This window comes from Cohnella fermenti, assembly GCF_004801405.1.
In the GTDB taxonomy this organism is placed as follows: Bacteria; Bacillota; Bacilli; order Paenibacillales; family Paenibacillaceae; genus Cohnella; species Cohnella fermenti.
The window spans coordinates 112,072-123,652 of sequence record NZ_SSOB01000016.1; the positions used below are offsets into that span (position 1 = coordinate 112,072).

At 59.7% G+C, this 11,581-nt stretch carries 10 protein-coding genes; all 10 read left to right on the plus strand.

The genetic code is table 11. From position 1 onward, the window contains the following. Positions 1–12 precede the first annotated feature (12 nt). The 10 genes from E6C55_RS14515 to E6C55_RS14560 all read left to right on the plus strand — a co-directional run bounded on the left by E6C55_RS14515 (position 13) and on the right by E6C55_RS14560 (position 11,446). Positions 13–1,317, plus strand: a complete 1,305-nt coding sequence (locus tag E6C55_RS14515) for an amidohydrolase (protein WP_136370512.1) — start codon at positions 13–15, stop codon at positions 1,315–1,317. Next, positions 1,314–1,841, plus strand: coding sequence for a cell wall elongation regulator TseB-like domain-containing protein (locus E6C55_RS14520; RefSeq protein ID WP_136370513.1), 528 nt, complete (start codon positions 1,314–1,316; stop codon positions 1,839–1,841). Before E6C55_RS14515 ends, E6C55_RS14520 begins: the two co-directional genes overlap by 4 nt. Positions 1,842–2,056: 215 nt before the next feature. Continuing rightward, complete coding sequence (locus tag E6C55_RS14525) at positions 2,057–2,590, plus strand: hypothetical protein (RefSeq protein WP_136370514.1); 534 nt, start codon at positions 2,057–2,059, stop codon at positions 2,588–2,590. Then, entirely contained in the window at positions 2,583–4,082 is a 1,500-nt protein-coding gene (locus tag E6C55_RS14530) for an AAA family ATPase (RefSeq protein ID WP_136370515.1), read from the plus strand. Before E6C55_RS14525 ends, E6C55_RS14530 begins: the two co-directional genes overlap by 8 nt. 426 nt (positions 4,083–4,508) lie before the next feature. Next, a complete protein-coding gene (locus E6C55_RS14535; RefSeq protein ID WP_230986688.1) occupies positions 4,509–5,072 on the plus strand; it encodes an RNA polymerase sigma factor in 564 nt (187 codons plus the stop codon). Beyond that, positions 5,056–6,303 (plus strand): hypothetical protein, encoded by a 1,248-nt coding sequence (locus tag E6C55_RS14540; RefSeq protein ID WP_136370517.1) that lies wholly within the window; start codon positions 5,056–5,058, stop codon positions 6,301–6,303. Before E6C55_RS14535 ends, E6C55_RS14540 begins: the two co-directional genes overlap by 17 nt. A gap of 1,006 nt (positions 6,304–7,309) precedes the next feature. Continuing rightward, complete coding sequence (gene hisC, locus E6C55_RS14545; protein ID WP_136370518.1) at positions 7,310–8,461, plus strand: histidinol-phosphate transaminase; 1,152 nt, start codon at positions 7,310–7,312, stop codon at positions 8,459–8,461. A 115-nt stretch (positions 8,462–8,576) separates the two neighbouring features. Next, entirely contained in the window at positions 8,577–9,449 is an 873-nt protein-coding gene (locus E6C55_RS14550) for a 3-hydroxyacyl-CoA dehydrogenase family protein (RefSeq protein ID WP_136370519.1), read from the plus strand. Then, positions 9,446–10,660: an acetate/propionate family kinase gene (locus E6C55_RS14555; RefSeq protein WP_136370520.1), complete on the plus strand. Its 1,215-nt coding sequence runs from the start codon at positions 9,446–9,448 to the stop codon at positions 10,658–10,660. Before E6C55_RS14550 ends, E6C55_RS14555 begins: the two co-directional genes overlap by 4 nt. Before the next feature lie 63 nt (positions 10,661–10,723). Then, the gene (locus E6C55_RS14560) at positions 10,724–11,446 is read left to right on the plus strand and encodes a DnaD domain-containing protein (RefSeq protein WP_136370521.1); all 723 of its coding nucleotides are present in this window, start codon (positions 10,724–10,726) and stop codon (positions 11,444–11,446) included. Positions 11,447–11,581: the final 135 nt, after the last annotated feature.

The following is an 11,581-nucleotide window of genomic DNA, read 5'->3' on the forward strand; positions in this document are numbered from 1 at the left end:
ATAGAAGAGACTATGACGCATTGGTTAATCGAGAACGGCTTGTTCGTTACCATGAACCCGGAGCAGCCTGTCTTCAAGGGGTGGCTGTCCGTAGAAGGAACTGCGATCGCGGCGATGGGAGAGGGCGAGGCTCCGGCCGAGCTGCGGGACACCGCCTCCGAGAAGATCGACGGCGAAGGCCATCTGTTCCTTCCGGGGCTTGTCAACACGCACGGGCACGCGGCGATGTCCCTTCTTCGCGGGCTTGCGGACGATCTGGTGCTGCAGGACTGGTTGGAAAATCACATGTGGCCCATGGAAGGGAAGTTTACCGGAGACGACGTCTACTGGGGCACTTCGCTCGCGGCCGCGGAGATGATCTTGAGCGGGACGACAACGTTCCTTGACATGTACGACCATATGGATCGCGTTGCCGAGGTGGTCGAGAACTCCGGGCTGCGCGCGACGCTCGCCCGCGGTGTTATCGGTCTATGCCCGCCGGACGTGCAGACGGCGAAGCTGGAGGAGGCGGTCTCGTTCGCGAAGCGCTGGCATGGAGGGGCGAACGGCCGCATTCAGGTCATGATGTCGCCGCACGCGCCGTATACGTGCCCGCCGGATTATATCGAGCGCATCGTCGCGGCCGCGCACGAGCTTCAGCTTCCGCTCCATACGCATATGTCGGAGACGTCGGCCGAAGTCGCTTCCAATGTGAAGGACTACGGAGCGCGCCCGGTCGCGCATCTCGACAAGCTCGGCTTGTTCTCGCGGCCTTCGCTCGTGGCTCATGCGGTGCATCTGACGGACGAGGAGATCGCGCTGCTTGCCGAACGCGGCGTTGCGGTGTCGCACAATCCGGTCAGCAACCTGAAGCTGGCCAGCGGCGTCGCCCGCGTGCCCGAACTGCTCCGCGCGGGCGTCACGGTGTCTCTTGGCACGGACAGCGCCGCAAGCAACAACAATCTGGACCTGTTCGAGGAGATCCGGCTGGCCGCGCTGCTTCATAAGGGAGTGTCCGGCGATCCGACGGCCGTTCCGGCGGCGGAAGCGCTGCGCATGGGAACGGTCTACGGCGCGAAGGCGCTTGGGCTGGAAGGAACCGTCGGCGTCTTGAAGCCGGGAATGAAGGCGGATCTGATCGGCGTCTCCATCCGGAAGCCGCACTTCGTGCCGGCGACGGATTACGTCTCGCATCTCGTCTATGCCGCTTCGGGAGCGGATGTCGCCCACGTCTGGGTCGACGGGAAGCAACTGCTGCGGAACCGCGAACTGCTGACGCTTGACGTCGAGCAGATCCGGTACGAAGCGCAGCGCTGCTTCGACAGGCTCCGCGCATGAGTCTCAGCCGCCTCGAAGACCGCCGCCGGACGCACGGGATTCCGGCTTGGCGCTACATCCTGCTCGCGGCGCTGTTCCTGCTCTTCCTGTGTGTCGCCTTCTTCGTCTACGTCCGCTCGGCGGACGCCGAGTATACGGCCGACGAGCGGAAGGCGATTCGGCTTGCGCTCTCGGAAGGCGGTCTTGCGAACGTCGACGCCACGTACAAGCACGTCTGGGAAGAGACGGTGTGGGTCGTTATCGGCACCGACGCGCAAGGAGACAAGCGAATTGTCTGGGAGCGGGAGAGCGGCATCTCCGCCGAGCAGATGTCGGCCGGCTACGACGAGGACCAGATCGTGTCGAGGTTCCGGATCGACCATCCGGGAGACGACATCGTCCGGATTCTGCCGGGGTGGTTCCAGAATGAGCCTGCCTGGGAGATCCGATATGTGACCGACGCCGCGTCGAAGCTGCAGGCGATCGACTTCTATCAGTTCCATTCCGGCGAGCATCTGAAGACATATGATCTTCCCGGCAAGTGATCGCTTCATCGATCTGCATCATATAGCACCGCATACCGCGAACGTTCGGGCTTCTCGCCTGGGCGTTTTTTGCCCATTCCTGTCGATTGCGATTCGAGGTGGCAGCTCTGCCAACCATTAGCGGACGCCAAGTCTGCTAGTTAATGATATACTTAGCGTATTGCATCAAGTGTATACGAGGTTGACGCGCTTATCGCGAAGGAGGGCATTGCGGTATGAAATTGAGAATCCTGCCGGTTGCGATTACTGCCGTATTGTCCGCGGCGCTTCTGTTCGGCGGATGGTACGCATACGGGCACTACGGAGTAGAGAAGCCGCTCGATAAAGTAGCCTCGTCGCTGCCCGGCGTCGTGTCGGCCGAGACAAGCAATTCGGTTAACAAGGTTGTTCTGACGGTGAAGCTGTCTTCGGAGGCCGATCTGGCGGATATTTATCATAAAGTACGGACGGAAGGCTCGGGATCGATCGGCAGCAAGTCGCTGGAGCTGGTCATCAGCGAACCCGAGGACGCTCAGCTTGAGAAAGCCTGGCGCTCGGCGCTGTTCGAGGTTGCCGAAGCGATGGAGCATCGCGAGTATTCCGGCGTGAAGGACGCGATGGACGAGCTGATGGAGCAGGTTCCGGGGCTTGAAGCCGAGACGGAGATGGACGACACGAACGTCTATGTCAGCCTGAGGATGGGAGACGCGGCCAAGTACGTGATTCTGCCGCGCAGCGGCCAGGAGATGGGGGTGTGGCCGAATGCGTAACTTCCGCCAGTATGGCAAAGAGATCGCCGTCGGCTTCCTGCCGATTCTGCTCGTGTTCCTCATCTTCGCCGGCTTGCCCGCGATTCCCCTGCTGCTCGGAATTGTGATGGTCGGCGGTCTGCTGTTGCTCTCGCGCACCCGCGGAGGGCTCGCGATGAGCGCCGCGGCGAAGAAAGCGCCGGCGCGCGCGCCTCAGACGCTCTCGTTCGACGATATCGGCGGGCAGGAGCAGGCGAAGCGGGAGCTGACGGAAGCGCTCGACTTCCTCGTGAAGCAGGACCAAATAACCAAGCTCGGCATTCGCCCGCTGAAGGGCATTCTGCTGACGGGACCTCCGGGAACGGGCAAGACGCTGCTCGCCAAGGCGGCCGCCCGGCACACCCATTCGGCGTTCATCGCCGCTTCCGGCAGCGAATTCGTCGAGATGTACGTCGGCGTCGGCGCCGGCCGCATCCGCGACTTGTTTAACGAAGCGCGCAAGCAGGCAGCCAAGCTGAAGCTGGACAGCGCGATCGTCTTCATCGACGAGATCGACGGCATCGGCGGCAAGCGGGACGGAGGCCAGCATCGCGAATATGACCAGACGCTGAATCAGCTCCTCACCGAGATGGACGGCATCCAAGGCAACGAGTCGCCGCGCGTGCTGCTTATCGCCGCGACCAACCGCAAGGAACTGCTCGATGCCGCGCTGCTTCGCCCGGGCCGGTTCGACCGCCACATCCAGGTCGATCTTCCGGACAAGACCGGGCGCGAGCATATTCTGAAGCTTCATGCGCGCAACAAGCCGCTGGCCGAAGACGTATCGCTCGCCAAGGTGGCGGACGAGACGTTTAACTTCTCCGGCGCCCAGCTTGAGAGCGTCATGAACGAAGCGGCCATCTACGCGATGCGCGACGGATGCGAGCAGATCGGGGCGAACCATCTGGCGCTGGCGATCGACAAGGTCATGATGGGCGAGCGGATGGACCGGGAGACGACGAAGGAAGAGCGCGAGCGCGTCGCCCTGCACGAGCTGGGGCATGCCATCGTCGCCGAGTCCGTCCGTCCCGGCAGCGTGGCCCAGGTGTCGCTGACGCCGAGGGGACAGGCGCTCGGCTACGTCCGGCACCATCCGCAGCAGGACAGCTATCTGTACACGAAGCCGTTCCTCGAAGAGCAGATCATGATCGCGCTCGGCGGCGCGGTGGCGGAGGAGCTTCATTACGGCGGAAGAAGCACCGGCTCGCGCAACGACTTCGAGCAGGCGACGAACATCGCCCGCACGATGATCGAGTCCGGCATGTCGGGGCTCGGCATCGTGCATCCGCAGGCGATCACGACGGAGCGGTGGGCGGAGGAGAACGCCGCCATTCTCGAGGAGCTGACGGAGAGAACGAGAACCTTGCTCGGCGGCCAGTTGGACACCTTCCGCAAGATGCTCGATATTCTGATTCGCGAAGAGACGTTGTCCGGCGAACAATTAAGACAGCAACTCCAAGCCGTTGCCGCATAAGATTAGGATAGGCGGAGCGGGCGCTTCCGGTCGCTAGCGGGCGGGGGGCGCCCGATTTTTGTCGGTATAACGAAGGTTAAAAAATTTACCGAAACATTAAACTTTTTGTCGACGAGCGTCGTCTAATACAGATGTACTTTTGTCCAAACAACTGCAATTGTCAAAACAAGTGCAACTAACCGGTGGGAAATTGTGTTAGCATTGTAGAGAGATTGCGGCAGGGAATATAGGCAGATTACGACGAGATTGTGTCAGGGAATATAGGAAGATTATGACGAGATTGCATCAGGGAATATAGAGGAATTATAGATATAAATGGGAAGAGATTTGTAGAGAAAAATGAAATTTTCCTCCCGACTTAATAAAAATTTTAGAAATAGTGAACCGATGAAGCAATCGTATCGTCAAACGAAGAGGTGGACGGTTTTGAATTCCGAAGCGAACTTCGATTATTTGAAATACATGACCGACCACGCGGACAAGAAGGCGCTGCTCAGCGAGCTGATGACCGCTTACGGACGGGAAGTGTGGAATTACGCCTACAGCATCTCCCGCAAGCGGGAGATGGCCGACGACATCACCCAAGAGGTGTTCATCAAGGTGTTCAAGAATCTTCACGGGTTCCGCAGCGATGCCTCGGTGAAGACTTGGCTTCTGACGATCACCCGCAATACGGCGATCGACTTCCAGCGTTCGGCGTTCCTGCGCAAGGTGACGTTGACCGATTGGTCCCTGGAGACGGGAGAGTCGCGTTCGGTCGAGCAGGAAGTGATGGAGAAGCAGTCCGTGAACGACATGTGGAAGCTTGTGCTGAAGCTCCCAACCAAGTACAGGGAAGTGATTATTTTATACGCCCACCATCAGTTATCTCTTCGCGAGATTGCGGACATGCTTGACGTAACCGAAGGAACGGTCAAGTCCCGCATGTTCCATGCTCGCAAGAAACTATCGAAGTTGAAGGAGCAGAATGCATATGGATCCAACGGATAAAGAGCTGAGGGAATGGCTGTCTGACGGGCCGTTCCCTGGCGGAGGCTTCGACGAGCGGCTTCGCAGAAGGATTGAAGCGAACCTCGATCGACCTCCGCGCCGCGCTCGTTCCCGGAGCCTCTGGACAGCATTGGGCGCGTCGGTCGCCGTGGCGGCCGCGCTCCTCATCGGAATCTGGCAATGGTCCGATTCCGGCACGGAAGCTTGGCAAGCGAATCGGGACGCCGAGATGAGCATGGCTTCCCAGCCGGAAGCCGTCAAGCTGGCGAAGGTGGAGGAACCGCTGGAGACGGCGATGCTGATCGGCTTGCGCAAGGATATCTCCACGCCTGACGGGGGAGTCGTCAGCACGTACCGGACGATTCTTGTCGCGCCGGAGAGCGAAGACAAGCTGGTCGTAGCGGCGCAGGGCGACGGAATCGTCATGCCGTATAAGCAATCGTTCTGGTTCCTGAACGCAACGGGAGACGACGGCTCCTCATCCGCGCAGACGATCTCGGCTTACGAGGCCTATACAAGCAAGAAGCTGGCCGCCGTGCCGGAAGCGGCTCCCGTTCGGGAAGGCTTGCTGTCCGAACGCCTTCTCTACGTCGGACACGAATACTTGGCGGTCGCACAGGAAGGCTCCGGCGCCGGAGAGCGCCGCTTCGTGCAGAGCCTGAAGCAACTGAGCGAGTCGCTCGGCACACCGTACGATTCGTCGACCGAGCCTCATCTCTCGTTGGAAGCGGCGTCGGATGACGAAGCGACGGAAGAGTTGAAGGAAGAGGATGCCGTCCCGGTTAACGTCGGAACCGAGCAATGGAGCATTATCCGCAAGCAGGGCAGTTGGGCCGGCGTGCGCTACCGGAATTCCGCCGGCTATGGGGCGCTCGATCTTACGAGCGAGGAGGAGACGGGCGAGAGCCTGCCGGACAAGATTGCGAGGAACAACTCCCTTCCGATCGATTGGGCGAACGTTCTCGCGCTGGAGCCCGCTGCGACGGATGCCTACGCCTCTGTAAATCTGCAGGTGCTGGCCGTCGCCCTCGACCGGCAGCTCAAGATCTATCCATACGGACGCGAGAATTCGGCGGAGAACGTCCTCGCGATCGACCTGGACCCCGGAGAGTCCGTCATCATGGTTCAATGGTCGGTCGAGCAGAAGTACACGGAGCAATGGGTGACGAAGGTCAGCGAGATTTTGCAGGCCGCCTCCGCCTCCGGCACCGAAGCCGTCGTCGCCAAGTAGTCGTCGAATAAGGGGCCGAACGAATGAGGGCCCAATAAGGGAAGAGTAAGCATACGCTGGCAAGATACGAGGCTCGGGGAGATTCCCCGGGCTTCTTCGATGTTTGGAGCACCGCATTCGAATTCGACTCCCCAGCCCCCAGCCCCAATTCCCAGTTGCCGCCGCCCGCCGAATATCCCGCTCACCCGCCGCATTGGAACCCCGCCGCCCCGCCGCCCGATTTTATGCGATTTTTCGCATACATTTTCCTCGTACCTTCGCCGTCCGCCGCAGATTCGTTCCATTCAGATCTATCCCGCCAGCTTATTTAAACAAACTTACTAATAGTACCTTTCGCAAACTATCGATTCGGACCATGCATGCGCGACAAGGCCCGATGCGAGCCGCCCACCGGCTACTCCCGCGCTCCGAATGCCGGATTTTCCGACATTTGATCCGCCCACCGACTACTCATGCGCTCCGAATGTCAGATTTTCCGACATACGAGCTGCTCGCCGACTACTCCTGCGCTCCAAATGTCGGATTTTCCGACATACGAGCCGCCACCGACTACTCCCGTGCTCCAAATGTCGGTTTTTCCGACATACGAGCCGCCCACCGACTACTCCTGCGCTCCGAATGTCGGATTTTCCGACATACGATCCGCTCGCTGACTACTCCCGTGCTCCGAATGCCGGATTTTCCGACATATTGTGTTGCTCTCTGTGACTGTTGCGCGATCGGAGGCGGTCGAGCGGAATCGTAGGTGGTAGTTGGCTCAAGCGGGGGTGCTGAGAGAGTCGATCCATCCGAGGCCCACTCGTTTGACCTGGAGCGCAGAAGGAGCGGTGCAATTGGGCGGCTAGTCGCGGACAATCTCCAATCTTCGCATTAACGCTTTACTAAGATGACGCAATAATGTATTATCGTAATGAAGCGAACAGAATAGCAAATGCAATGAAAAATCAATGGCAACCGGTGGAAAATCAATGGCGACACCATTACGACAACGAAAGGAAAGATTCCAATGACCTCCAATCCCAACCGAACGCCGAATATCCCGCCCGCCTCGGCTAGAGCTGCGCTTGATCGCATGACCCCTTACACTCCGGGCAAGCCTATCTGGGAGGTGAAGAGCGAATACGGGCTGGACCGGATCGTGAAGCTGGCTTCCAATGAGAACCCGCTCGGCCCGTCGCCGAAGGCGCTGGAGGCGATTCGCGAGATGCTGCCGGAGCTTCATCGCTACCCGGACGATCGCGCGCGCTTGCTTGTTCGGACGCTGGCGAAGCGTTACGGCCTGCCGGAGGGCTGCTTCCTCGCGACCAATGGCGGCGACGAATTTATCAAGCTGCTGTCGGAAGCTTACCTGGAACCGGGCGACGAGGTGATCGTGCCGACTCCAACGTTCAGCGAGTATGAATTCGGCGCGATTCTGATGGATGCGAACATCGTGGGCGTGCCGCTTCGCGACGGCTGCCTCTATTCGGCAGACGACCTGCTCGCACGGGTTGGGCCGCGGACGAAGCTGGTCTACGTCTGCACGCCGAACAACCCGACCGGAACGTACTTGGCGAAGACGGAACTGCGGCGGCTCGTGGAGGGGCTCCCCTCCGGCGTGCTCGTGGCGATTGACGCGGCGTATTCGCACTATGCTTCGGCGGACGATTACACGGATGGGATGGAGTTGATCGCGGAGGGCTTCCCGGTCGTCGTGCTGCACACCTTCTCGAAAATATTCGGCTTGGCCGGCATAAGAGTCGGCTTCGGGGCCGCTCCGGAGGCGGTTGTTGCCAGCATTCTGCGCGTGAAGGAGCCGTTCAATGTGAACGCGCTGGCGCAAGCGGCCGCTCTCGCGGCGCTTGACGACGAGGAGCACATGGAAGCGTCGAGGGCGCTCAACGAACGGGGAAGGCGGCAGTTGTACGAAGGGCTCGCCAAGCTGTCGATTGCTTGCGTTCCGAGCATGAGCAACTTTGTCCTCGCCGAGATCGGAGAGAGCGCTCCGCTTGTGTACGAGCAATTGCTGAAGCGCGGAGTCATCGTCAGACCGGGCCGGGGCTGGGGGTTGCCCCGCTGTCTTCGGATATCGGTCGGCACGGAGGAGGAGAACGCCATCCTGCTGGAGCAGTTGGCTGTGATTTCGATCATAAACGGCGGAATCTTCAATGACCTGTAACGGGATCGACAACACATCGTCGATTTTATGAACATAGTCGAATATGCTAAAATAAAGGGGAGTGGAGAAGCGATAAGAGAGACCAAAATAGAGACACACGGGCGGAGGAAGGCACATGTTTCGAGACATTGGAGTGGTCGGCGCCGGAACGATGGGACAGAGCATCGCCGAGATGCTCGCCGTCAAGGGCTTGGACGTTCATCTCGCGGAGAAGACGCACGAGCGCCTGAGCCAGGCGATGCAAGCGATTGAAGCCAGCCTCGATCGGCAGATCGAGAGATGGGCCATCACGCAAGCGGAGAAAAAATTAATTCTTAATCGCATACATACCGAGCCGTCTCTCGAGCATCTGGCGAAGTGCGATCTCGTTATCGAGACGATCTCGGAGGATGTGGAGAGCAAGAAGCATGTTTTTGCCCAATTGGACGCCATTCTGCCGGAGGAAGCCATTCTGGCGAGCAACACGTCGACGCTCAGCTTGACCGAGCTCGCCGCGGTGACGAACCGGCCGAAGCGGGTCATCGGCATGCACTTCGTTTATCCGGCTATCCGCATCGATCTGGTCGAGATCATTCGCGGCCTGCAGACGTCGGACGATACGTTCCGGCAGACGAAGGAGTTCGTCGAGAACGTTCTGAACAAGAAGGGCGTCATGGTGTACGAATCTCCCGGCTTCGTGACGACCCGCCTGATCTGCCTCCTGATTAACGAAGCGCTCCACCTGCTCGAGGAAGGCGTCGCTTCTCCGGAGGACATCGACGCTTCGATGAGAATCGGCTACCAGTTCGAGCACGGACCGCTGGAGATGGCCGACCGCTTCGGCCTCGATGCGGTGCTTGCCGCGCTGGAACGAATGTTCCGCGAATACGGAGAGCTGAAGTACAGACCGTCGATCCTCCTCAAGAAGAAAGTCCGAGCAGGGCAGTTGGGTGTCAAGACGGGAGAAGGGTTTTTCGAATACGATAGGGATGGAGGCCGTCTCTCATGAACATTCTTGTCATCAATGCGGGAAGCTCCTCTCTCAAATACCAGCTTTACAACATGAACGACGAATCCGTTCTGGCCAAGGGCAGGGTTGAACGGATCGGGATGGAATCCTCGATTCTGACACACGAGGTCGACGACCGTCCGGAGGTTCGCGAGGTCAGCGAGATTCTCGAGCATACGACGGCGGTTCGCAAGGTATTGGACATGCTGACGAACAAGCGCTTCGGCGTGCTCGGCTCGATCGAGGATATTCAGGCGGTCGGCCACCGGATCGTTCACGGCGGAGAGTCCTTTAAGCAATCGGTGCTGATCAACGACGAGGTGAAGCTGGAGATCAAGAAGCTGTTCGACCTCGCGCCGCTGCACAACCCGGCTCACATGATGGGCATTCTCGCGGTCGAGGCGAACCTGCCGAACGTTCCGCAGGCGGTCGTATTCGACACGGCGTTCCACCAGACGATGCCGAAGTCTTCGTATCTGTACGCCATTCCGATGGTGCTCTACAATAAGCATAAGATTCGCCGCTACGGCTTCCACGGCACGAGCCACGATTACGTGAGCCAGCAGGCCGCGCTATTCCTCGGCAAGCCGATCGAGGAACTGAAGATCGTCAGTTGCCACATCGGCAACGGAGCGAGCTGCACGGCCATTATGCACGGGAAGTCGTACGATACGAGCATGGGGATGACGCCGCTCGAAGGGCTGATGATGGGGACGCGCAGCGGGGACCTGGACCCTGCAATCGTGCCGTACACGATCGGCAAGGAAGACCTGACGCTGAACGAGGTCAACTCGATGCTCAACAAGCACAGCGGCTTGATGGCGATCTCGGGCATCAGCAGCGACATGCGCGAGATCGTGCAGGCGATGGAGGACGGCAACGAATCGGCGCGGCTTGCGTTCGAGATGTATGCTTATCGCATCCGGAAGTACATCGGCGCCTACGCGGCGGCAATGAACGGCATCGACGTCATTCTGTTCACGGCGGGCGTCGGGGAGAATTCGGCTCCGCTGCGCGAGAAGGTGTGCGAAGGGCTGACGTTCCTCGGCATCGAGCTGGACACGGAGCGCAACAAGGTGCGTTCCGGCGAGACGCGGCGAATTGCGAAGGATGGCTCCAAGGTCGAAGTGCTTGTCGTTCCGACGAACGAGGAACTGCTGATCGCGCGGGACACGTACCGGCTGCTGACAACCTCTTCGGAGAGCAATTAGCGACTTCTGGGTGCCGCGTCATGGGCGTCGGCACACAGGCACGAAGAAGGGAGGAAGAGGCTTATGAACGATCGTTTGCACGATCGCAACGCGCTTGCGCAAGGATTGGCCGCCGCCTATGCGGACGGCTCGGTGAGCTTGCCCTATGCGCTTCTGCGCAGCTATCGCGCCTTGAAGCTGATGGACACGGAATGCATGATGCTCATCCATATTATCGCGTACCGCCAGCTTGAGCAGAACGAGTTCCCGACGATGGATCAGCTTCAAGGCCGGCTCGGCGCTTCTCCGGATGCGATAGGCCATACGATGCAGAAGCTGGTGAAGAACGGCTTCGTCGGCATCGACGAGGTCGTCGATCCGCTCACTGGCGTTCAGGCGGAACGATATAACCTTAGCGGTCTGTTCCAGAAGATTGCGGCGCTGCTCGCCGCCGGCGAGGTGCCGCTCGAAGGAGCCGAGGCCGCCAGAGCTTCCTTCGAGCCCGGCATCGCTTCGCGGTCGATCCCGTCCGCGGCGTCGCACGCGGCGGAGCCGAATCTGTTCAGCGTCTTCGAGCAGGAGTTCGGGCGGCCGCTGACGCCGATGGAATGCGAGACGATCAACGGCTGGATCGACAACGACGGCTATCCGAACGAGCTGATCCTGTTCGCGCTGAAGGAATCGGTGTTCGCCGGCAAGCTGCACTTCCGCTACATCGACCGCATCCTGCTGGAGTGGAGCCGCAATCGCGTAAACAGCGTCGACGACGCGCGGGCGCATGCGCAGAAGATTCGCGGAGGGCGCTGAGAAGATGAACGCGGATGTGGATATCGGTATCGATATGGATTGATCCAAGGATCGCAGGGCAGCCCTTCGCGGAGGGCGGCTGTGCGGTTCTTTTTTTGGCATATGTTAAAAAAGTCCCGATCTGCCCGTCAGGCC